Genomic DNA, 21762 nt, shown 5'->3' on the forward strand with positions numbered 1-21762 from the left:
GTTAAGCTCTTTAGCGCCGATGGTAGTTGGGGGCTTCCCCCTGTGAGAGTAGGACGTCGCTAGGCACAAACAAAAGTTTGAGAATTTTCTCAGGCTTTTTTCTTTTTAACTAAACAGCTTGAAAACTAATGATGAATGATAGGAGTTAGAATTATGATATTTCCATCGAAAAGAGATTGGTGGTTGGGTATTCTAATTTGGTCTTTAGTTGGGGTATTATTGTGGGTATTCTGTTTGTCAGTAGTGATTCAAATCGATGTTATAGGACTAATTGTTTCAGTGATAATCATTTGTTTTGTAGTATGGATTTGGTTTGATACAGGCTATAGTATTGAAAATAATCAGCTGAAAACTTCATATGGCCCAATCAAAAGGACTATAAGCATTCAGCATATACAATCAATTCGTTATACTACGAATCCATTTGTAGCACCAGCACTTTCTATGAAAAGAATTGAAATTAATTATAATACATACGAAACAATACAAGTATCGCCAAAGGATAGAAGGCATTTTATCGAAGCGTTATTGTTAGAAAATCCACTAATTAAAATAAACTCATAAAATGAAATCAATTGAGTTTTCATGTGATATTGATTATAATTTCACTAAATATATAAGAAGGTTTTCTAGGGTTCCGTGGCGATAAGCGCTAGTCTGGTCCGAGAGAGAGCCCGCAGCAATCGTTGTGACACGGAAGGATAAAAGCCTGGGAGATACTGTATAACAGTATACTTCTAGGCTTTTTTAGTGGAAGAAAAGGAGAGTACGGATATGAATAGAAATTGGGTGATTGTATTTATTGCTTCATTTTTCGAGGTAATATGGGTAATAGGGCTAAAGCATGCTACTTCGGTATGGGAATGGATTGTTACGTTAATTGCAATCATTATTAGTTTTACGTTTATGATCGGTGCTAGTGCTAAATTGCCAGTAGGCACTGTTTATGCGGTCTTTGTAGGATTAGGCACAGCCGGTACAATACTTGCTGAAATACTATTCTTTGGGGAGCCAATTCGCTTTATGAAGTTGATGCTAGTAAGTACATTGCTAATCGGTGTAATTGGTTTAAAGCTTGTAACAAATGAAGTGAAAGTAGAGGAAGATTAATATGGCTTGGATTGCACTAATACTAGCTGGGCTTTGTGAAATGTACGGTGTGATGATGATGAATAAGCTAAACGCAAAAAGAAGCTGGCAAAATCTATTACAATTAATTATTGGTTTTACTGCTAGTTTTTTATTACTTGCTTTTGCGATGAAAACTTTACCTATGGGTGTGGCATATGCCATTTGGACAGGAATTGGTGCTTCTGGAGGTGCCATTATGGGCATGCTATTGTATGGAGAATCGAAGGAATGGAAACGAATTTTATTTATCGCAATTATTTTAAGTAGTGCAATTGGCTTGAAATTAGTTGCATAACATCAGTCTAATAGAGCATCGCAAGGGTGAAACTGCTTGCGATGCTTTTTAATTTACTCCAGCAATGAGCAATAATCGATGCTAAAGTATGAACACTATCAGCAAATAGCGCGCAATCATTAGTTCATGTCGTATAATGAAGGAAGTTTAATGAACGGAGTGGAAAACATGAAAAAGGAAAGACCTTTAGTGGAGGCGCTCTATCAATTTGTTGAAAAGCAGCCGCTATCATTACATGTACCTGGACATAAGAATGGTCGTATTTCATCTTTACCAAATGAAATAAAAAAGGCGCTTTCATATGATGTGACAGAGCTTACAGGACTAGATGACTTTCACCATCCTGAAGAGGCCATTGCGGAGGCGGAGCAACTATTAGCGAATACATATGGAGCAGATAAAAGCTACTTCCTCGTAAACGGCTCAACCGTTGGGAATTTAGCGATGATTTATGCTACTTGTAAGCGAGGCGACACGATACTTGTGCAGCGAAATGCTCATAAATCGGTATTTCATGCAATAGAGCTCGTTGGTGCGAAGGCAGTATATTTAACACCAAATTGGGATATAAGAACAAAGACAGCAACAACTGTGTCAGCTCCTGTATTAAGTGAGGCACTAGCTTTACATCCAGAAGCAAAGGCGGCTGTGTTAACATATCCAACTTATTATGGGATAATTGCAGAAGACTTAAAGGAACAAATTAAATTATGTCATGCTCAACGGATTCCCGTGTTAGTTGATGAGGCACATGGCGCACATTTTACAGCTAGTGCCAAGTTTCCAGCTTCAGCGCTTGAGTTAGGGGCAGATGTTGTTGTGCAATCGGCCCACAAAACCTTACCGGCAATGACAATGGCATCATTTTTACACGTGAAATCAGAGCTTGTATCAACAACAAAAATAAATCACTATTTGAGGATGCTTCAATCAAGCAGCCCTTCCTATTTATTACTCGCATCATTGGATGATGCAAGGCATTATATAAGTACATATATGGAAAGTGATGCAGTATATTGCTTAGAAAAGCGTGAACAATGGGTAGAAGCATTGCAGTCGATTCGGGGCCTAGAGGTAATTCAAGTTGATGATCCTTTAAAGCTCTTGCTCCGATTACCGGGGTATACAGGTATAGAGTTAAAGGATGCATTAGAATCAAAGAATTTGTATGTGGAGCTTGCGGATGCAGCGCAGGTTCTGTTCATATTACCACTATTAAAGCATGGTGAAAGCTATCCTTTTGCAGACATGCGTATTCGAATAAAGGAAGCTGTAGCAGAGCTCAAAAAGCAGCCAGGCACTGCAGGCAGTTATATAGAAGAGCCGTATGAGATGAAGGCCATAACGACACCAGAAGTAACATCGGATGAGCTGTTAGCGATGGAGAAGGAATGGGTCCCATATATGCGAGCAATTGGACGAATATCAGCAAGTATGCTAATTCCGTACCCACCAGGAATTCCATTGTTTGTCCCTGGAGAAAAAATAACAGTGGCAAATTTGAGTAGACTTGAGGAGCTACTAGTCAGCCGTGCAGCATTTCAAGGAGAGCACCGGTTAACTGAAAAGCTCATCAGAGTCATAAAGCAATAGTTGGAGGAATATAAACAATGGTAAGAAATTTATTTATTACGTTTGAAGGGCCAGATGGGGCAGGGAAAACGTCAGTGCTAAAGCAAGTGGTAGAACAATTACAGCAGCATAATATAGAAGTAATGGCTACTCGTGAGCCTGGTGGTATTGAAATTGCCGAGAAAATTCGAGAAATCATTTTAAATCCAGCTCATACAACGATGGACAATCATACAGAGGCACTTCTATATGCTGCTGCACGTAGTCAGCATTATTTCGAAAAAGTAAAGCCAGCACTAGAGGCAGGAAAAACAGTTTTATGTGATCGCTTTATTGATTCTTCACTTGTTTATCAGGGAATCGCCCGTGGGTTAGGTGTGGAGGAAGTACTTGCGATTAATGAATTTGCCATTGGAAAACGGCTGCCGGATGCAACGATTTTATTCGATTTGGAGCCATCTATCGGTCTTGCCCGGATAGCAGCGAATCGTTCAGATGAGATCAATCGTTTAGATGCGGAAAGCTTGGCCTTTCATGAACAAGTAAGGGCCGGTTATTTACAAATTGCTAAGCAGAATCAGAAGAGAATCCATATTATCAACGCCGATCAACAGATTGAGTCGGTCGTAAATGATGTGTGGAAGATTTTATATAAGTTACTAGGGTAAAAGTAAATGAAGTGAGCTACCAAATTATGATATAATGGTAGCACCTATTCAGGCGAAAGGGTGAGTGCGAATGAAATTAGTCATTGCAGTTGTTCAGGATCAAGATAGTAATCGCTTGTCGAATGCGCTAACTAAAAATAATTTTCGCGCTACAAAATTAGCGAGTACAGGCGGTTTTTTACGTTCAGGTAATACAACGTTTTTAATTGGTGTCGAGGATGAGCGTATTCCGAAATTGCTAGACATTATTAGAGATAATTGTCGTGCACGCGAACAATTGGTAGCCCCTGTATCACCGATGGGTGGTAATGCAGATTCCTACATCCCATATCCTGTAGAAGTGGAAGTTGGCGGAGCGACAGTATTCGTATTACCGATTGAACAGTTCCACCATTTTTAACTTGGAGGTGGATAGCCGTTGAAAATTAATCAAGATTTACGAGTCGGCTTTCAAAACCGGAATGAATTAAAACCAGCCAACCAAAATGGCAATCGTTTTGGAGATATGGTTGTGAAGCAAGGCTCAAAAATGCAAACAGAGCAGTTAACTCGATTATTAGGGGATATTTCAGCAGCAGGAGATCGAGTTGCAAGAAATCGAAGTCTTCGGGAGTTAACCCGTTTTAAAATGCTTGTGAAACGTTTTTTACAAGAAGCAGTTGAGCATGGTTTAGAAATGAAGCAATCTCATACATGGAATCGTTTTGGTGAAGGTAGACGACTAAAAATTGTCGATACAATCGATGAACGCCTTGTTGAATTAGCTCAAGATATTCTAGATGAAGAAAAAGAAACAATTGATTTATTAGATAAAATAGGTGAAATAAAAGGCTTATTAATTAACCTATATATGTAAAGCCCGTGTCTTATATCGTGTGTTGGACACGGGTTTTTTCTAAAAAGAAAATAATAATTTTTAGAGTGCGAGCAATGTCTAGCTCCAGCGCCCAGTTCCTCGGTCGAGAGCGGAAAATATGCTTTCGATTCGGGTCTGCAAGCAGCTGTCGGGGCTAAGCAGGGCGCTAGCGCTTTTCTAAGGAAGCGTTCCTAATTAGGACGTCAAAATAAAAAGGTGGAACAAATGGTACGACAAGTGGACGAGCTGAACATGCTACAGCCTACAGTCATTAAGCAGCTTCAAACAATTTATGAAAAAAATAGAATGGCACATGCCTATATATTTGAGGGTGAAAAGGGGACAGGCAAGCGAGAGGTTATGACGTTTTTTGTGAAGCTTTTGTTATGCGAAAATTCGACAAAAAATGTTCCATGTGAAACATGTCGAAATTGCAGACGAGTTGAATCGGGAAATCATCCTAATATTCAACAAGTAGAGCCTGACGGACAATTCATTAAAATCGATCAAATACGTGACCTTATATCTGAAATGGCTATGACAGGTGTAGAGAGCGGGCGGAAAATTTATGTGCTTCATCACGCAGATAAATTAAATACCGCTTCTGCTAATATGCTACTAAAATTTTTGGAGGAGCCTGACGGTGAAGTAACAGCCATACTTCTAACAGAGCAAATTCAAGGAATCTTACCCACAATTCGCTCACGCTGTCAGCATATAAAATTTTCAACAATACCTAAAAATATTTTGATGCAACGTTTAATAGAGAATGGCGTGACACATTCAATGGCGTCAACAGTAAGTATGATGACAAACGATTTGGAAACGGCCATTTCATTAGCAGGTGAAGAGCGGTTTGTACATGCAAGAAAAACAGTGTTAAAATTAGTAGAGATTGTGAGAAAGAATGTACATGAAGCATTACTCATTGTACATGAAGATTGGCTTCCCTCATTTAAAGAAAAAAGTGAAATGGAGCAAGCATTAGATTTACTGCTATTTGCTTATCGTGATATTGTTGCGATAAAAGCCAATCCCGAAGCTGCTTGTACTTATCCGGATATGCTTCAGATGTTTAAGGAAATTGCACTGCAAACGACGTATGAGCGTTTATCAACGCAAATGCAAGCTGTTTTACAGGCCAGAGCAAACCTGCAGCGCAATATGAACCGGGCGTTATTAATGGAGCAGCTAATGCTTAATTTGCAGGAGGGGTATACAATTGTATAATGTAGTCGGAGTCCGCTTTAAACGAGCGGGTAAAATATATTATTTTGATCCAGCCGCGTACATACTCGATGTTGATCAGTATGTTATTGTTGAAACAGCACGCGGTATCGAGTATGGAAAAGTTGTTGTACCGATTCGACAGGTGGAGGAAAACGATGTTGTGTTACCACTTAAGCAAGTCGTTCGTCCGGCTGATGAGCGAGATCGGATGCAGGTTGATGAAAATTTAAAGGAATCCAGACGTGCCTATGAGCTTGCGAATACTAAAATTATTGAGCATAGCTTAGATATGAAGCTAGTGGACGTAGAATATACGTTTGATCGCAATAAAATTATTTTCTATTTTACAGCGGAGGGTCGTGTCGATTTCAGGGAGCTTGTAAAGGATTTAGCCTCTGTTTTTCGTACGCGAATTGAACTACGCCAAATCGGTGTACGCGACGAGGCGAAGCTACTAGGTGGTATTGGTCCTTGTGGCCGAATGCTTTGTTGCTCTACGTTTTTAGGTGATTTTGATCCCGTATCTATTAAAATGGCAAAAGACCAAAATTTATCGTTAAATCCGACGAAAATTTCGGGTCTCTGTGGTCGATTAATGTGCTGTTTAAAATATGAAAATGATGATTACGAAATTGCAAAAGAGGGCATGCCTGATATCGGTGATTTAACAAGGACACCAGATGGTAATGGGAAAGTAGTTGGGTTAAATGTATTAGAGCGTTTAATTCAGGTTTATTTACAGGAGCAGGAGCGCACGGTGGAATATTCGTTGGAAGAACTATTACAATGCGAAAAAAATCTTATATAGATAGAAACTTAATGGGGTGGCTTGAGTGAAGGACCGTAATTTTTTAGATACTGTTATGGAGTTCGAACAGCAACTCGAATCGATGCAGCAACAGTTTGTCGCTTTAAAAAAGTTTGTTGCGCATATGATGGAGGAACATCAGACACTTCAAACGGAAAACCTTCATCTGAGAACGCGTTTAGAAGCGCTTTTGTCTAATGAAACTGCCACACATTCAGTGGATTTTGAACAAAAGAAGGAAGATACGTTAGATATCGGCGAAGGCTATGATAATCTGGCTCGCCTTTATCATGAAGGGTTCCATGTATGTCATGTTCATTTTGGAAGCTCACGTAAAGGTGAGGATTGCTTGTTCTGTCTATCGTTTTTAAATAAACAAAATGGTTAAGATAAAGGCTGCTTCCGTAGAGGAGGTCAGTCTTTTCTTTACGAAATAAAGAGATAAAATTAGTCTGAGTAGGAAGCCCGAGAAATAGACAGCAAGGGCCAGAAGATAGGGCTAAAATTACACATAATGGAATGCGTGTTTTTGTAGTAGGAGGTATTTATGAGTGAGTGGTTAAAGGACGATGAACGTCTGGATTATTTATTAGCAGAGGATTTGCGTATTATTCAGAGTCCATCAGTCTTTTCTTTTTCGTTAGATGCAGTGCTGCTTTCTCGCTTTGTGAGTGTGCCAAAGCGTGGGAGTGTTGTCGATTTATGTTCGGGGAATGGAGTTATCCCTCTTTTCCTCAGTGCACGCACTAAGGCTAAAATTATCGGTGTCGAAATCCAGCCTCGCCTTTATGATATGGCGTGTCGAAGTGTTGCTTATAATAAACTAACTGAGAGAATCGAAATGAAGCTCGGGGATGTAAAGGCTGCACCGGATACATTAGGTATAGAAAAATATGATGCTGTGACATGCAACCCACCTTATTTTTTAGCACATGAACTAAGTGATAAAAATGTAAGTGAGCACTATGCGATTGCTCGGCACGAAATCCATTTAACACTAGACGAAGCAATTTATTCAACAAGTCGTCTATTAAAGCAAGGTGGAAAGGCTGCATTTGTCCATCGTCCGGAGCGACTACTTGATATCGTAACAGCAATGCGTGCTAATCGTTTAGAGCCAAAGCGTATGAGGCTAATTTATCCGAAGCATGGAAAAGAAGCAAATACCTTACTTATTGAAGGAATTAAGGATGGAAAGCCAGGTTTGAAAATATTGCCGCCTTTATTTGTATACGATGAGCATAATGAATATACGGCAGAAGTGAGCGCTATGCTTTATGGAAAAGAGTAAGCATTATTTTTATGTAGTAGAGTGTCGAGACGACTCGTTTTATGCTGGATATACAAATAATTTGGAAAAACGATTAGCTGCACATAATGCCGGAAAAGGCGCAAAGTATACGCGTGCTCGGCTGCCTGTAACGTGCATCCATTATGAAATATTCGAATCAAAACAAGAAGCGATGCGTATGGAATATGCATTTAAACAATTTACACGTGAAAAAAAAGAGCAGTATATAGGGAGGGCTAGCTGTGAAAGCACAAAAGAGTAGCCAGCATGAAGCGGGGGCGTGTCTGTATTTAGTTGCGACACCGATAGGCAATTTAGAGGATATGACCGTACGAGCATTACGTATATTGAAGGAAGTTGATGTGATTGCTGCAGAGGATACACGTAATACAAAAAAGCTTTGCAATTACTTTGAGATTCAAACACAGCTTGTTAGCTATCATGAGCATAATATTGAAGTTGGTGGGGAAAAGCTACTCGGTTATTTACGAGAAGGGAAATCGGTAGCACTTGTTAGCGATGCAGGGCTACCTTGTATTTCTGATCCGGGAGCGGATATTGTTCAAAAGGCAATTGAAGAGGATTTTGCAGTTGTACCAATTCCAGGTGCTAATGCTGCACTAACTGCATTAATTGCCTCGGGGATCGTTCCCCAGCCATTTTATTTCTTTGGGTTTTTAAACCGTCAAAAAAAGGAACGTCGTGCACAGCTAGAAAAGGTAGCAAAACGAGAGGAGACGCTGTTATTTTATGAGGCGCCTCACCGTTTGAAGGATACACTAAAGGATATCGAATTAGTACTTGGGAATCGACGAATCACCTTAGCGCGGGAATTAACAAAGAAATTTGAAGAGTTTTTACGCGGGACAGTGGAAGAGGCGATAGTTTGGGCATCGGAAAATGAAATTCGTGGCGAATTTTGTATTGTACTGGAAGGCAATCTGTCCGGTGAGGTAGAAGAAGAAGCCCATGATTGGTCTTCGATGACGCTACAGCAGCATGTGGACTATATAATAGAAGAAACGAATGTTAATTCAAAGGATGCGATTAAGGAAGTAGCAAAATTGCGCGGCCTATCAAAACGAGATGTATATAATGACTATCACCGTGAGCAAGAATAGAGACATGGAATAATTGGAGGGGAAAATATCTTTTCCATAAAATCACTTGCACAAATTGTAAGTCATGTTATGATAAAAATAAATACAAATAATAGCACTAGGGGCGCCATTGGCTGAGAAGAACCCTTTGAACCTGATCTAGTTAAGGCTAGCGTAGGGAAGTGAGGTATGTTGATTGTTACGTGTACATTCCCCACTCTCTAAAAAGAGTGGGTTTTTTATTTGTAAGGAACTTGTTAGTAAGGGTTTAATCATGTGACTTCAGTTTCCTTGGCCCAACACGATGTTGGTCACGAAGGCATTATGACTGCCGTTTCGTTTTCGTCTCAGACAATATTTTCCATTCCAACGGGAAGCTATGCTCTGTTGATCACATGATGAATAAAGCGTTTGTTGATTGGAGTGGAGCCAGCGTGACTCCTTGGGGATTAGCTTAGCGTCACAGATGAGACCCTGGAGCGAGCGAAGTGAGTGAAGCGGCTCATCGGACGCCCCCAGGAAAGCACGCTGGCGCAACGGAAATCAATACCAAGTTATAGTGAATGACCATTTATTAGTTAAAAAAACCGAATATTTTGTAGGACTGCTAGGGGCGCCATTGGCTGAGAAGAACCCTTCGAACCTGATCTAGTTAACGCTAGCGTAGGGAAGTAGTTTCGAGCGTATCATTATACGACTATGCCACGAAACCACTTCCGATTATTAGGGAGTGGTTTTTATTTAAGAGTAAGAAAGTATAAAATCTTGGAGATGGAGCAGTGTCTAGCTCCAGCGCTTGTTGTGGCTAAATAGGGCGCTTGAGCTTTTCTGAATCAGGGAAGTGCTTGTTAGTAAAAAGGAGGAAGCAGGGATGAATGTGACAACAGAAAAATTTACAGATCGACTCTTTAGAAATGTGCAGCCTATTTGGGAGGCGAATCATACCCATCCATTTGTGCAGGAACTAGGAAATGGGACACTCGATAAGGATAAATTTATCCAATATATGAAGCAGGATTATGTGTATTTAATTGATTATGCAAAGCTATTTGCGATTGCATCTGTCAAATCTACAGATTTAGACATGATGGGGAAATTTGCAGCTATTTTAAATGACACGCTACATTTTGAAATGGATCTGCATCGTCAATTCGCCGCTGAATTCGGTATTACCTCAGAGGAGCTCGAGGCGACAAAGCCGACGCCTGTGAATTTAGCTTATACGAATTATATGTTAAATGCTGCGCAAAGTGGTAGCTTAGCTGAAGTAGTGGCCTGCTTATTGCCTTGTGCGTGGGATTATTGGGAAATTGGCAAGCTGTTAAGAGCACAATACGGTCATAATCTAGAAAATAATCCGTATGCCAAGTGGATAGAAACATACGATTCAGAGGAGTTTGGCAATGGAGCCAAGTGGCTGATCGATGTAATGAACGAATTAGCAGATGGAAAGCCAGAACGGGAGCTCGCTCAATTAGAAAAGCATTTCCAAATTACTTCAAAGTACGAGTATTTATTCTGGGACATGAACTATCATAAACAGGATTGGCCGATTTAGTTCATTTGAGAAGGTGAGAAAGAAATGGTAGTTAGCCTACAAAATGTGACCTATGCTTTTGAACGTCATGCTTCTCCTGTTATCTCTAATTTAAATATGGAAATTAAGCAGGGGGAATTTGTTTCAATCATCGGTAGAAGCGGTACAGGAAAAAGCACAATTTTTAAACTGATGACGGGTCTTCTGACACCGGATGATGGGCATATAATCATTCACAATCGCCAAGCAGCTCCAGGTGATGTGGGTTTTATGCCACAAAAGGATTTATTGCTACCTTGGCGTACGATCCTACAAAATGTCATGATCGCAGCAGAAATTCAAAAGGATGTAACGTTAACAAAAGAGGAAGCCCTAGCCTGGATCGAACGGGTTGGCTTAAAGGACTATGTACATGCGTATCCAAAGGAATTATCAGGCGGAATGAGACAACGCGCGGCTTTTTTAAGAGCGCTCCTCACTGGTAAAGATGTGCTATTACTCGACGAACCTTTTGGCGCACTAGACGCTTTTACAAAAAAAGAAATGCAAGCCTGGTTATTGTCCATGTGGCAGCAATTAAAGAAAACCGTCCTCTTTATTACCCATGATTTAGAGGAAGCCATTGTATTAAGTGATCGCATATTAATATTGCATCAAAATAACACCGTAGAAGAAGTGATCGTCGATTTGCCACGACCACGTGCCAACGAAATGATCTATTCGGATGAGGTTATAGCTTTAAGAAGAACACTAGAAAGGAAGATTTCTAGTGAAACGTATTAAAAGTTGGTTACAACAATACTATTTATTCCTACTGTTTTTTGCAACAGCACTTGTTGTGCTAGAAGTGCTAGTGAGGCAAGGAATGGTGCCAAGCTTTATTATTCCTGCACCAACAGGGGTGTTGCAAACGATTATCGACAACTGGAGAGTCCTCTTTTTGGAGCATTTAAAGGCAACTGGAATCGAGTTTTTCGTTGGCTTTTCGATAACGGTCATTTTAGGAGTGTCACTCGCTATAGGGATGTTCTGCTTTAAACCTATAGAAAAAGTAATGTACCCAGCTGTCATCATTTCACAAATGATTCCGATCATTGCACTATCGCCCATTTTTGTGCTGTGGTTTGGTTATTCTATTTGGAGTAAGGTGGCGGTGACGGTTCTCATCTCATTTTTCCCTATTGTGGTGAGCACCTATGATGGTTTAAGAGCCTGTGATAAAGATTATATAGAACTATTTCGTTCAATGGGGGCATCCCGCAAGCAAATATTTCTAAAGCTACATATTCCAATGGCACTACCCTCATTTTTCTCAGGCTTTAAAATGGCCATCGTATTTGCATTAGTCGGTGCGACCATTGGGGAATGGTTAGGTGCAAGTGAGGGATTAGGTTATTATAGCCGGAGAATGTCTGGGAATTTGAATGCAGAAGGTGTATTTGCGGCGATTACGATATTAACCCTTGTAGGGATCCTACTGTTTGCGCTCGCCGCATGGATTGAGCGAATCGTTCTTCGAAAATGGAAATATGAAAATTAGAGGTGGAAGATAACATGAAAAATTGGAAAATTACCGTTGTATTCCTGCTACTTGCCGTAATGCTGGTGGGCTGTAGTGATGAAAAAAAGTCATCCGAAAAAGGGGAAGCGGAATTAGAAAAAATCACGATCATGCTTGATTGGTATCCAAACGCAGTACATTCTGCATTATATGTAGCGAAAGAAAAAGGCTATTTTGAGGAGCAAGGCTTAGATGTTGAAATTCAAATGCCTGCAGATACAAATGACCCGCTAAAGCTTGCGGCGACAGGGAAGGTCGATTTAGCGATTAGCTACCAAAGTCAGGTTGTACAATCAAGAGCAGAGGGAATCCCGGTCGTGTCGGTTGCAGCCTACGTTCGCCATTCTCTTGACTCTATTATGATGAAAAAAGAAGCAGGAATCGATTCACCAAAGGATTTAGAAGGTAAAAGTGTGGGCTATCCATCTACCATAATAACAGAAGCGGTCATAAAGACGATGGTCGAGCATGATGGTGGAGATTTTAGCAAAGTGAAGATGACGGATGTAGGATGGGATTTAATTCCTGCGGTTGCAACGGATAAGGTAGATGCAATCGGTGGCGGCTATATTAACCACGAATTAGTGCTACTAAATAAAGAAGGCTACGAAATGGAAGCTTTCAAATTAGATGATTACGGTGTACCGGATAATTACGAGCTTGTTATCGTGACTGGTGAAGATACATTGGATAAGAAAAAAGCTTCGATTGAGAACTTTTGGAAGGCTGTTACAAAGGGGCAAGAGTTTGTAAAGGAAAATCCGGAAGAAGGATTGCAAATCTTATTAGCGAATGAAAATGGGGACTCGGCATTAGATAAAGAAGTGGAGACAGAGAGCTTAAAAATTCTTCTACCATTAATGGAGGATGAAGGGGTTCCATTTGGGCATCAAGAGGAAGAGAGCTGGAAGAAAGTGGCGGATTGGCTATATGAAGCTGGCGTAATCGAGACGAAGGTTGATCCGGAACAGTTTGTACAAAATGTTGTTTCGGAATAACGATGGGAAGAGGAGTACGTAATATGAATCAAACAAGAAAGCTAACGTATACAGCCATTCTTGCAGCGATTACCACTGCATCAAGCAGTGCAGTCTATATTCCGGTAGGCTTTGCAAAAATCTTTCCTATACAGCATTTTGTGAATGTACTGTCTGCGGTTTTGCTTGGACCTTGGTATGCAGTGATGGGGGCATTTCTTACTTCAACGATGCGAAACCTGTTAGGAACAGGTTCCATCTTTGCCTACCCGGGTAGCATGCTCGGTGCCTTCCTTGCAGCCGTTCTTTATCAAAAAACAAAGAAGCTAGGCTATGCCGCTGTTGGTGAAGTAGTTGGAACAGGTATTTTAGGTGCATTGGCAGCTTATCCAATTGCAACATTGCTATTAGGACAGAAGGCTACATTATTTGGCTTTATCCCAGCATTTATGATGAGTTCTTTTGCTGGCGCCATTTTAGGATTCTTTTTATTAAAGGTAATGGTCCAAAATAAAGCATTTAGTGGCATGCTGCACACGAAAATAAAATAATACAACAAAAAGGGCAATCAAAAGTCTACAGTAGATTTTTGACTGCCCTTTATTAAATCAAGAGTGCATGTTGTAGGCATTCTTGATTTTTTATTTTTGATCGTACTTTAAAGAGTGAACAACTTATTTTTTTAAGTTGTTTTGAATTTCATTTACTAAAATTTCCGCACCTTCTGGGCTTAAAATTAATTTGCCCCCAGCAAGACGGAAGTTATCATCAGAAACTTCACCTGTTACAGCACAAGTCATGTTTGGCATATATTTCTTCAGAATGATTTTATCATCATCAACGTAAATTTCTAATGCATCTTTTTCTGCAATGCCTAGTGTACGACGAAGCTCGATAGGGATAACTACACGACCTAATTCATCGACTTTACGAACGATACCTGTTGATTTCATGACAATGGTTCCTCCTAATATTTTGTTATTATAATTCGTCAAAATTCGACATCAAATCCTTGTCTAATATGAATCATACCAAGTAATGCCATAAACGTCAATAAATTAGCACTGTTAATTCTCAAATAAAGCGAATTTTTTTGTTAAAATCCGTGAGTATAGTCTGATATAGTTTAGATTTTTATCATTTAAAATAATTAGTAGCCTAAAAGGTTTAAAGAATTCTCAATTATTGACGTGGTTATTATTCGACAAAATTGTCAGAGAATAATCTTTCGTTGAAACGAAATTCGTACTTCGTTAGAATAGGTACTATACTGTGAAACAATTGGAGGCAGTTCTAGTGAGCGAACAAAAAACATTCTATATAACGACACCTATTTATTACCCGAGTGGTAAGTTCCATATCGGGACAGCGTATACAACAGTGGCATCGGATGCAATTGCACGATACAAACGTCTTCGTGGCTTTGATGTACGTTTTTTAACGGGTATGGATGAACACGGGCAAAAAATTCAAGAAAAAGCAGCGGAAGTAGAAAAGCATCCACAGGATTACGTAAATGAAATTGCCGATGCAGCGAAAAAATTATGGTCTTTGATGGACATATCTTATGATGATTTTATCCAAACTACCCAAGAACGACATAAGCAAAGTGTGGAGAAGATCTTCAAAAAATTCCTAGACAATGGCGATATTTATAAAGGCGAATACGAGGGTCTTTATTGCGTACCATGTGAGTCTTATTATACTGAGACACAACTAGTTGATGGAAAGTGCCCAGATTGTAATCGAGCTGTGCAAACTGTAAAAGAAGAGTCCTACTTCTTTAATATGAAAAAATATGCGGATCGATTACTACAATATTACGAAGAAAATGTAGAGTTTATTGAGCCTGAGTCACGCAAAAATGAGATGATTAATAACTTCATTAAGCCGGGCTTAGAGGATTTATCAGTTTCACGTACTTCATTCGATTGGGGAATTAAAGTACCAGGTGATCCAAAGCATGTTATTTATGTATGGGTAGATGCATTATCAAACTATATTACAGCACTAGGCTACGGCACGGACAACGAGGAGCTATTTAATAAATTCTGGCCGGCGGATGTTCATGTTGTAGGAAAGGATATTGTGCGCTTCCATACAATTTATTGGCCGATTTTCTTAATGGCATTAGATTTACCGTTACCGAAAAAAGTATTTGCACATGGCTTCATTATGATGAAGGACGGAAAAATGTCCAAGTCAAAGGGCAATGTTGTGTATCCAGAAATGCTTGTAGAGCGTTACGGGTTAGACGCAACTCGATATTTCCTACTTCGTGAGCTACCATTTGGATCGGATGGCGTGTTCTCGCCAGAGTCTTTTGTAGAGCGTACAAATTTTGATTTGGCAAATGATTTAGGGAATCTTTTAAATCGTACAGTGTCGATGATGAATAAATATTTCGACGGCGTTATTCCGACAGAAAATTTACAAAAAACGGATTTTGACGATGCGTTAAAAGCACATGCCGAGCAAACACGTATTAAATATGAAGAAAGTATGGAAAAAATGCAATTTAGTATCGTGTTAGCTGAGCTATGGTCACTGATTTCTCGAACAAATAAATATATTGATGAGACTTCTCCATGGGTTTTAGCGAAAGAGGAGGAGGATCGTCCGAAATTGGCATCGGTTATGGCGAATTTAGCCGAAAGCTTACGTCATATTGCAGTTATGTTACAACCATTTATGACTTCAACACCAAAACGTATTGTGGAACAACTAGGTTTAGGTGAAGATTTATTAGCATGGGAAACTATTACAGCCTTCGGAAATGTTATCCCGCAAAACATAAAAGTAGTTGAAAAAGGAGTTCCGATCTTCCCGAGACTAGAATCGGAGTTGGAAATTGACTATATTCGCGATCAAATGAGAGCTTCTGTACAAACTTCACAGCAAGAATCGGTTAAAGAAGCCGTTGAAGCACCAGATACAGAGGAGATTTCTATCGATGATTTCATGAAGGTCGATCTTCGTGTTGCAACCGTTACAGCGTGTGAGCCAGTACCAAAAGCAAACAAGCTTCTGAAGCTACAAGTGGATTTAGGCTATGAGCAACGACAAGTAGTATCAGGAATTGCGGAACATTATAAGCCCGAGGAGCTTGTTGGCCAAAAGGTAATTGTTGTGGCAAATTTAAAGCCAGTGAAGCTACGCGGAGAATTATCACAAGGGATGATTTTAGCAGGTTCCCACGATGGTGTACTAACTCTAGCGACAGTAGATCCAAAGCTTGCAAACGGTGCGCAAGTAAAATAAATGATGGAAAGGAGCCTGTTTGAACAATTGGAAGTTCAACAGGCTCTTTATTTTGAAACCAATATTAATTATTATTGCCAATAAAATATATTACAATAATATAAATGTCCATATTATGTAATTATGAGAAGGAAAAAGGACTAGTGACCTATACATAGCTAAATAATATGTCATATATCTTTGGTTTATGTAATGAAATTGAAATCTTTCTGAAAACTAAGACATAAAAGAATCGAATACAATAAGCGTTAGGAGAATCTCAGATGATAACTTTTATCGATACACATGTGCATTTAAATGCAGATCAGTACGATGAAGACTTACAACAAGTAATTGATCGCGCTTTAGCCGCGAATGTAGAAAAGATGGTTGTGATTGGCTTTGATCGAAAAACGATTCAACGTGCCATGCAGCTAGTGGATCAGTACGAATTTATTTATGCAGTCATCGGTTGGCATCCAGTTGATGCAATCGATTGTACCGAAGCAGAATTACAGTGGATTGAACAGCTCGCAGCACATCCAAAAGTAGTCGGGATTGGTGAAACAGGATTAGACTATTATTGGGATAAATCACCAAAGGATGTGCAGGAATACTGGTTCCGTCAGCAAATTAGGCTAGCGCAAAAATTAAATTTACCAATCATTATTCATAATCGTGATGCAACAGGTGATGTTGTACGCATTTTGCGTGAAGAAAATGCAGCTTCTGTAGGCGGTATTATGCATTGCTTCGGTGGAAGTGTAGAAACAGCCCGTGAATGTATCGCGATGAATTTTATGATTAGTCTTGGTGGACCGGTAACATTTAAAAATGCCAAGCAGCCAAAGGAAGTAGCAAAAGAAATTCCGCTCTCACATTTATTAATCGAAACAGACGCGCCATATTTAGCTCCCCATCCTTATAGGGGAAAGAGAAATGAGCCGTCGCTCGTACCGTTAGTCGCGGAAGAAATTGCTCGCTTGAAGGAAATTCCACTAGATGAAGTAGCGAAGGTAACAACACAAAATGCAAAACGATTTTTTAAATTGGATGTATAGTTAGCAAAACGCCTCCAGCACTAGGATTAGGTCTATTTGCATACTTGAACCAATTTTTTTCGGGAAAGCATTAGGGTTGACAGTATGAAATATAGTCCGTATAATCCAACTTTGTATTAAGGAGGCGTTTTTTCATGTCAAATGACACCATGAAAAATCTGTTCTTTGGTCCATTGAGGAGTAAGCAAACAGCAATAAGAATTATTTCACTAGTGCTGTTTGTTTCAGTAATTTCGTTCGTTCTTTATCAGGGAACGAAAACATCAGTTGTTATCGATGCAAATGGTGAGCAACTAAAAATAGCAACACATGCAAACACGGTAGAAGAAGTATTAGCACTTCAAGATATAACCGTATCAGAATTTGATAAAGTATCACCCTCACTGGATACCAAAATCGTTAGTGGAATGACGATTTCATGGGAACAGGCAAATGAAGTTTTTATTTCAGTTGATGGAAAACAGTCAAGTATTTGGACAACTGAAAAACTAGTGAAGAACATTTTGGAAGAAGCAAATATTGAAGTAGCAGAGCATGATGCATTATCAATAAGCTTAGATACAGAGGTAGGAGCAGATAACAAAATCGATATTCAAAAAGCGTTTCAGTTAACGCTTGTCGATGGCTTAGAAGAGAGACAAGTATGGTCCACTTCGACTACGGTCGCTAACTTTTTAAAACAACAAGAGATAAATATAGGCGAATTTGATCGTGTCGATAAACCAATGGAGGACGTTATCACTCCAAACGATAAAATTGCAGTTGTTCGCGTAGAAAAGGTTACCGATGTAGTGGAAGAATCAGTGGATTTCGCAGTTGAAAAGAAAAAAGATTCTTCGTTGTTAAAAGGAAAAGAGAAGGTTGTAACAGAAGGTAAAAAAGGTACGGTAGAACGTACGTATGAAGTAATAAAAGAGAATGGTAAAGTTATTTCGAAGACAGTACAGTCTGAAAAAGTAATGACGAAACCAACAACAAAAGTAGTAGCTGTAGGTACAAAAGTGCTGACAGCGAGTGTATCACGTGATAATAACTCATCCCTTTCTGGTGGAAAAGAGTTTTACGTAACAGCGACAGCCTATACGCCATATTGTAATGGTTGCTCAGGCAAATCTGCAACAGGTATTGATTTACGCTCTAATCCTAATTTAAAATTAATCGCAGTAGACCCAAACGTGATTCCCCTTGGCTCCAAGGTTTGGGTTGAAGGGTATGGCTATGCCATTGCCGGCGATACAGGTGGTTCAATAAAAGGGAACAAAATCGATATTCTAGTACAAACAAAGTCTCAAGCCTACAGCTGGGGACGTAAAAAAGTACGCATTAAAGTATTAAACTAAAAGCTTATTAGTTCACATATATTTTCCAAAATGAATTGCTTTCCCGTTTTGACTGGCGGGAAGGCTTTTTTATGTTCGAACGATCATGCTCATAAGAATCAGAAAATTCTTTGTAGCAGGCTGAAAGAAGTCCTTTATGGTAAAATGGTCTAATAGAAGTTGACGGAAAAGAGGAGCGTTTTTGGATATAAAAGAAATCATTGTTGTAGAAGGCAAGGATGATACAACGGCAATTAAACGTGCAGTACGAGCAGATACAATCGAAACGAACGGGTCAGCTATATCAGAGGAAACGCTACGTCGAATCGCCCATGCGCAAAACAAGCGCGGTGTTATAGTATTTACCGATCCAGATTACCCCGGTCGCCGTATTCGAGCTATTATCGAAGAAAGGGTGCCAGGGGTAAAGCATGCGTTTTTAGCAAAGGAAAAAACCATTGCCAAAAACGGTAAAGGCTTAGGAATCGAGCATGCTTGTGATGAAGACGTTCGTGAAGCTTTAAAAAATGTTTATACGCCGAATAATTTGGAGACAGTGGAACAAATTACTTTAGAGGATTTAATACTTGCCAAGCTTATTGGACATCCGCAATCGAAGGAGCGCCGCAACCGCTTAGGTGATTATTTAAATATTGGAATGACGAACGGAAAGCAGCTACATAAGCGTCTAATGATGTTTCAAATTACAGTGGAGCAATTTGGCGAGGCCGTAGCGTGGTTAGATCAGGAGGACGCACATGTATAAAGATATCGCAACACCAATTCGAACAAAGGAAATTTTAAATAAGTACGGCTTTTCATTTAAAAAAAGCCTAGGGCAAAATTTTTTAATTGACCCGAATATTTTACGAAATATTGTTAGCCATGCAAATTTGACTGCTGAGAGTGGAGCTATTGAAGTAGGCCCTGGTATTGGCGCGTTAACAGAGCATTTAGCACGTGCTGCCAAAAAGGTTGTGTCATTTGAAATTGACCAGCGCTTATTGCCCGTGCTAGAGGATACGCTAAGTCCGTATGATAATGTAAAAATTGTTCATTCAGATATACTAAAGGCAGATGTGGAAAAGGTCATAGAGGAAGAAATGCCTGGCATAAAGGATATTATGGTAGTGGCCAATCTCCCATATTACGTGACAACACCAATTCTAATGAAATTATTAAATGACCGTCTACCAATACGTGGGTTTGTCGTGATGATGCAGAAGGAAGTAGCCGATCGTATTACGGCAAAGCCTGGTACGAAGGAATATGGCTCATTATCGATTGCGATACAATATTATGTCTCAGCTGAGATAGCAATGATAGTACCCAAGACGGTATTTATGCCGCAGCCAAATGTGGACTCGGCCGTTATTCGCCTAATCAAACATGAAACGCCACCAGTAGAGGTCATCGATGAAGACTTCTTATTTGAAGTCACACGTGCTTCGTTTGCACAGCGTCGTAAAACGATCCTGAATAATTTGCAGGCGGGGCTTCCCGACGGCAAGAAAAACAAAGCATTTATTTTAGAGGCATTAGAAAACAGCGGGATTGAGCCAACACGCCGTGGTGAAACCTTAACGATTCAAGAGTTTGGAAAGCTTGCAGATGCACTTTACCCGCACTTTTACAAGGGTTAAGAATTTGAACGGTTTATGTATAAATTAAAAAAAATAATTTTTTTTGCGAAAAATAAGTTGACGAAAATATTTAGTTGGTGATAAAATATTCTATTTTGTTGACTGATAACTATTTATATGGTACACTTCTTTATAGTGAGGTGTATGCGAAATGCCAAAAACGTTAGCTGACATTAAAAAGTCGTTAGAGTGTCATTTGGGTAAACGTTTGCAATTACGAGCAAACGGAGGTCGCAAGAAAATGGTGGAGTGCGAAGGCGTACTAAGCGAAACTTATCGTGCGGTATTTGTTATCGAACTTAATCAAGAGGAAAATACGTGCAAGCGTGTTTCTTACAGCTACACAGATATTTTGACAGAAGCAGTAGAGATTACTTTTTTAGACGACACAGTTGCTGTCGCGAAATAGTTTCTAGTACTTATTTATATTTTTTGAAAGGCACTCATCTCTGGTGGGTGCTTTTTCATTCTCATTTTCCTGTTATAACATACAATAGGTCTTCCTTAAGAGGTGAGGGTTTTGCAAAGATGTGCATGGGTTAAGTTAAATGAGCCCTTATATGTTCAGTATCATGATGATGAGTGGGGCGTACCTATCTATGATGATCAACGATTATTTGAAATGCTATGCTTAGAAGGCGCACAAGCTGGATTAAGCTGGTGGACAATCCTACAAAAAAGAGAAGGCTACCGACAAGCGTTCGATGGCTTTGACCCATCCCAAATCGTATTGTATACCGAAGACAAGCTAATAGAGCTAAGTCAGGACGCCCGTATTGTACGAAATAAATTAAAGATTGCTAGTGTTAGAACGAATGCACAAGCATTCCTACGTGTTCAAGAACAATACGGCTCGTTTTCTCATTATCTTTGGCGCTTTGTTGATCATCACCCCATTATGAATCAGTGGTCGACTATAGAGGGTGTACCTACTACTACAGTGATTAGTGATAATATGAGCAAGCAGCTGAAGAAAGATGGGTTTAAATTTGTTGGTAGCACAATTCTCTATTCATTTATGCAGGCTGTTGGGATGGTTAATGATCATACACAAGATTGCTTTTGCTATAGGGAACAGATGACACCTAGTATTGAATAGAATAAAAGATGGAAAAATTCGCATGACATGAGTATGAATCCTTTGCGCATACTATCTTCGTCAGCCAGACTTTTCTAAGGAGGCTATTTGCATGGCAAGAAAAGGGATCATGTCGAGTCGTCTAAAGGAAGAGATTGCAAAGGAGCTCGGATTTTATGATGTTGTCGAGAAAGAAGGCTGGGGCGGTATAAAATCCCGCGATGCCGGAAATATGGTCAAGCGTGCAATTGAAATGGCTGAAAGAGACTTGATGCAACGCGATAACACAAAATCAAAGTAGCGTAAACTCAATAACGAGGGCAGCGCTAATTTGAGTATCGTCCTAAGTGGGCGAATATTGTGTGGTTCACGAGATTTAAGTTAATAACAGCAAG

General features: G+C 39.6%; 27 protein-coding genes and 3 riboswitches. Of the genes, 26 read left to right on the plus strand and 1 reads right to left on the minus strand.

Annotated elements, in window-relative coordinates:
• The first annotated feature begins 183 nt into the window (after positions 1–183).
• The 18 genes from V4T18_RS14505 (at position 184) to thiW (ending at position 13577) form a co-directional block, all read left to right on the plus strand.
• Positions 184–564, plus strand: coding sequence for a PH domain-containing protein (locus tag V4T18_RS14505; protein ID WP_332650508.1), 381 nt, complete (start codon positions 184–186; stop codon positions 562–564).
• Positions 565–618: 54 nt separating this feature from the next.
• Positions 619–718, plus strand: a riboswitch (guanidine-I (ykkC/yxkD leader).
• A gap of 56 nt (positions 719–774) precedes the next feature.
• Positions 775–1110, plus strand: coding sequence for a DMT family transporter (locus V4T18_RS14510; protein ID WP_332650510.1), 336 nt, complete (start codon positions 775–777; stop codon positions 1108–1110).
• A gap of 1 nt (position 1111) precedes the next feature.
• Positions 1112–1426: a DMT family transporter gene (locus V4T18_RS14515; RefSeq protein ID WP_332650512.1), complete on the plus strand. Its 315-nt coding sequence runs from the start codon at positions 1112–1114 to the stop codon at positions 1424–1426.
• Positions 1427–1594: 168 nt separating this feature from the next.
• On the plus strand, positions 1595–3019 hold the full coding sequence (locus V4T18_RS14520) for an aminotransferase class I/II-fold pyridoxal phosphate-dependent enzyme (RefSeq protein WP_332650514.1): 1425 nt from the start codon (positions 1595–1597) through the stop codon (positions 3017–3019).
• Positions 3020–3036: 17 nt separating this feature from the next.
• Positions 3037–3666 (plus strand): dTMP kinase, encoded by a 630-nt coding sequence (tmk, locus tag V4T18_RS14525; RefSeq protein WP_332650516.1) that lies wholly within the window; start codon positions 3037–3039, stop codon positions 3664–3666.
• Between the two features lie 70 nt (positions 3667–3736).
• A complete protein-coding gene (locus V4T18_RS14530; RefSeq protein WP_332650518.1) occupies positions 3737–4066 on the plus strand; it encodes a cyclic-di-AMP receptor in 330 nt (109 codons plus the stop codon).
• Positions 4067–4084: 18 nt separating this feature from the next.
• Positions 4085–4522, plus strand: a complete 438-nt coding sequence (locus V4T18_RS14535) for a YaaR family protein (RefSeq protein WP_332650521.1) — start codon at positions 4085–4087, stop codon at positions 4520–4522.
• Positions 4523–4747: 225 nt separating this feature from the next.
• On the plus strand, positions 4748–5752 hold the full coding sequence (gene holB, locus V4T18_RS14540) for a DNA polymerase III subunit delta' (RefSeq protein WP_332650523.1): 1005 nt from the start codon (positions 4748–4750) through the stop codon (positions 5750–5752).
• Complete coding sequence (locus tag V4T18_RS14545) at positions 5745–6560, plus strand: PSP1 domain-containing protein (protein ID WP_332650526.1); 816 nt, start codon at positions 5745–5747, stop codon at positions 6558–6560. Before holB ends, V4T18_RS14545 begins: the two co-directional genes overlap by 8 nt.
• Positions 6561–6585: 25 nt before the next feature.
• Positions 6586–6948, plus strand: a complete 363-nt coding sequence (gene yabA, locus V4T18_RS14550) for a DNA replication initiation control protein YabA (RefSeq protein WP_332650528.1) — start codon at positions 6586–6588, stop codon at positions 6946–6948.
• Between the two features lie 159 nt (positions 6949–7107).
• Positions 7108–7851 (plus strand): tRNA1(Val) (adenine(37)-N6)-methyltransferase, encoded by a 744-nt coding sequence (locus V4T18_RS14555; protein WP_332650530.1) that lies wholly within the window; start codon positions 7108–7110, stop codon positions 7849–7851.
• Positions 7838–8113 carry a GIY-YIG nuclease family protein gene (locus V4T18_RS14560; RefSeq protein ID WP_332650532.1) on the plus strand — a complete coding sequence of 92 codons (276 nt, stop codon included), beginning with the start codon at positions 7838–7840 and terminating at the stop codon, positions 8111–8113. The genes V4T18_RS14555 and V4T18_RS14560 overlap by 14 nt, the downstream gene beginning before the upstream one ends.
• On the plus strand, positions 8094–8972 hold the full coding sequence (rsmI, locus tag V4T18_RS14565) for a 16S rRNA (cytidine(1402)-2'-O)-methyltransferase (protein ID WP_332650534.1): 879 nt from the start codon (positions 8094–8096) through the stop codon (positions 8970–8972). Before V4T18_RS14560 ends, rsmI begins: the two co-directional genes overlap by 20 nt.
• A gap of 89 nt (positions 8973–9061) precedes the next feature.
• Positions 9062–9149: riboswitch (TPP riboswitch) on the plus strand.
• A gap of 401 nt (positions 9150–9550) precedes the next feature.
• Positions 9551–9638, plus strand: a riboswitch (TPP riboswitch).
• A 184-nt stretch (positions 9639–9822) separates the two neighbouring features.
• Entirely contained in the window at positions 9823–10509 is a 687-nt protein-coding gene (gene tenA / locus V4T18_RS14570) for a thiaminase II (RefSeq protein WP_332650535.1), read from the plus strand.
• Between the two features lie 24 nt (positions 10510–10533).
• Entirely contained in the window at positions 10534–11271 is a 738-nt protein-coding gene (locus tag V4T18_RS14575) for an ABC transporter ATP-binding protein (RefSeq protein ID WP_332650537.1), read from the plus strand.
• Entirely contained in the window at positions 11258–12028 is a 771-nt protein-coding gene (locus V4T18_RS14580; RefSeq protein WP_332650538.1) for an ABC transporter permease, read from the plus strand. Before V4T18_RS14575 ends, V4T18_RS14580 begins: the two co-directional genes overlap by 14 nt.
• A gap of 14 nt (positions 12029–12042) precedes the next feature.
• Positions 12043–13047, plus strand: a complete 1005-nt coding sequence (locus tag V4T18_RS14585) for an ABC transporter substrate-binding protein (protein WP_332650540.1) — start codon at positions 12043–12045, stop codon at positions 13045–13047.
• 23 nt (positions 13048–13070) lie between these two features.
• On the plus strand, positions 13071–13577 hold the full coding sequence (gene thiW, locus V4T18_RS14590; RefSeq protein WP_332650542.1) for an energy coupling factor transporter S component ThiW: 507 nt from the start codon (positions 13071–13073) through the stop codon (positions 13575–13577).
• A gap of 123 nt (positions 13578–13700) precedes the next feature.
• On the opposite strand, the gene V4T18_RS14595 is transcribed toward thiW, so the two are convergent.
• On the minus strand, positions 13701–13985 hold the full coding sequence (locus V4T18_RS14595; RefSeq protein WP_332650619.1) for an AbrB/MazE/SpoVT family DNA-binding domain-containing protein: 285 nt from the start codon (positions 13983–13985) through the stop codon (positions 13701–13703).
• Between the two features lie 337 nt (positions 13986–14322).
• Here V4T18_RS14595 and metG point away from each other — a divergent pair, with 337 nt between their 5' ends.
• From metG to V4T18_RS14635, 8 genes are all read left to right on the plus strand, one after another.
• Positions 14323–16287, plus strand: a complete 1965-nt coding sequence (metG, locus tag V4T18_RS14600) for a methionine--tRNA ligase (RefSeq protein WP_332650544.1) — start codon at positions 14323–14325, stop codon at positions 16285–16287.
• Between the two features lie 263 nt (positions 16288–16550).
• Positions 16551–17327, plus strand: a complete 777-nt coding sequence (locus tag V4T18_RS14605) for a TatD family hydrolase (protein WP_332650547.1) — start codon at positions 16551–16553, stop codon at positions 17325–17327.
• A gap of 134 nt (positions 17328–17461) precedes the next feature.
• On the plus strand, positions 17462–18667 hold the full coding sequence (locus V4T18_RS14610) for a ubiquitin-like domain-containing protein (protein ID WP_332650549.1): 1206 nt from the start codon (positions 17462–17464) through the stop codon (positions 18665–18667).
• Positions 18668–18848: 181 nt separating this feature from the next.
• Positions 18849–19412, plus strand: a complete 564-nt coding sequence (gene rnmV / locus V4T18_RS14615; protein WP_332650551.1) for a ribonuclease M5 — start codon at positions 18849–18851, stop codon at positions 19410–19412.
• Positions 19405–20289 carry a 16S rRNA (adenine(1518)-N(6)/adenine(1519)-N(6))-dimethyltransferase RsmA gene (gene rsmA, locus V4T18_RS14620; protein ID WP_332650553.1) on the plus strand — a complete coding sequence of 295 codons (885 nt, stop codon included), beginning with the start codon at positions 19405–19407 and terminating at the stop codon, positions 20287–20289. The genes rnmV and rsmA overlap by 8 nt, the downstream gene beginning before the upstream one ends.
• 151 nt (positions 20290–20440) lie before the next feature.
• A complete protein-coding gene (gene veg / locus V4T18_RS14625; protein ID WP_332650555.1) occupies positions 20441–20698 on the plus strand; it encodes a biofilm formation stimulator Veg in 258 nt (85 codons plus the stop codon).
• Positions 20699–20809: 111 nt separating this feature from the next.
• Positions 20810–21388: a DNA-3-methyladenine glycosylase I gene (locus V4T18_RS14630; protein ID WP_332650557.1), complete on the plus strand. Its 579-nt coding sequence runs from the start codon at positions 20810–20812 to the stop codon at positions 21386–21388.
• Positions 21389–21479: 91 nt separating this feature from the next.
• A complete protein-coding gene (locus V4T18_RS14635; protein WP_332650559.1) occupies positions 21480–21668 on the plus strand; it encodes a small, acid-soluble spore protein, alpha/beta type in 189 nt (62 codons plus the stop codon).
• Positions 21669–21762: the final 94 nt, after the last annotated feature.

It is taken from the genome of Lysinibacillus sp. 54212, from assembly GCF_036662795.1.
Classification (GTDB): domain Bacteria; phylum Bacillota; class Bacilli; order Bacillales_A; family Planococcaceae; genus Lysinibacillus_B.

Excerpts from the sequence above, each read along its gene's own strand:
- V4T18_RS14510 (WP_332650510.1), top strand. The coding sequence starts at position 775 with ATGAATAGAAATTGGGTGATTGTATTTATTGCTTCATTTTTCGAGGTA.
- V4T18_RS14515 (WP_332650512.1), top strand. The coding sequence starts at position 1,112 with ATGGCTTGGATTGCACTAATACTAGCTGGGCTTTGTGAAATGTACGGT.
- V4T18_RS14520 (WP_332650514.1), top strand. The coding sequence starts at position 1,595 with ATGAAAAAGGAAAGACCTTTAGTGGAGGCGCTCTATCAATTTGTTGAA.
- tmk (WP_332650516.1), top strand. The coding sequence starts at position 3,037 with ATGGTAAGAAATTTATTTATTACGTTTGAAGGGCCAGATGGGGCAGGG.
- V4T18_RS14530 (WP_332650518.1), top strand. The coding sequence starts at position 3,737 with ATGAAATTAGTCATTGCAGTTGTTCAGGATCAAGATAGTAATCGCTTG.
- holB (WP_332650523.1), top strand. The coding sequence starts at position 4,748 with ATGGTACGACAAGTGGACGAGCTGAACATGCTACAGCCTACAGTCATT.
- V4T18_RS14555 (WP_332650530.1), top strand. The coding sequence starts at position 7,108 with ATGAGTGAGTGGTTAAAGGACGATGAACGTCTGGATTATTTATTAGCA.
- V4T18_RS14560 (WP_332650532.1), top strand. The coding sequence starts at position 7,838 with ATGGAAAAGAGTAAGCATTATTTTTATGTAGTAGAGTGTCGAGACGAC.
- tenA (WP_332650535.1), top strand. The coding sequence starts at position 9,823 with ATGAATGTGACAACAGAAAAATTTACAGATCGACTCTTTAGAAATGTG.
- V4T18_RS14575 (WP_332650537.1), top strand. The coding sequence starts at position 10,534 with ATGGTAGTTAGCCTACAAAATGTGACCTATGCTTTTGAACGTCATGCT.
- V4T18_RS14585 (WP_332650540.1), top strand. The coding sequence starts at position 12,043 with ATGAAAAATTGGAAAATTACCGTTGTATTCCTGCTACTTGCCGTAATG.
- thiW (WP_332650542.1), top strand. The coding sequence starts at position 13,071 with ATGAATCAAACAAGAAAGCTAACGTATACAGCCATTCTTGCAGCGATT.
- V4T18_RS14605 (WP_332650547.1), top strand. The coding sequence starts at position 16,551 with ATGATAACTTTTATCGATACACATGTGCATTTAAATGCAGATCAGTAC.
- V4T18_RS14610 (WP_332650549.1), top strand. The coding sequence starts at position 17,462 with ATGTCAAATGACACCATGAAAAATCTGTTCTTTGGTCCATTGAGGAGT.
- rsmA (WP_332650553.1), top strand. The coding sequence starts at position 19,405 with ATGTATAAAGATATCGCAACACCAATTCGAACAAAGGAAATTTTAAAT.
- veg (WP_332650555.1), top strand. The coding sequence starts at position 20,441 with ATGCCAAAAACGTTAGCTGACATTAAAAAGTCGTTAGAGTGTCATTTG.
- V4T18_RS14635 (WP_332650559.1), top strand. The coding sequence starts at position 21,480 with ATGGCAAGAAAAGGGATCATGTCGAGTCGTCTAAAGGAAGAGATTGCA.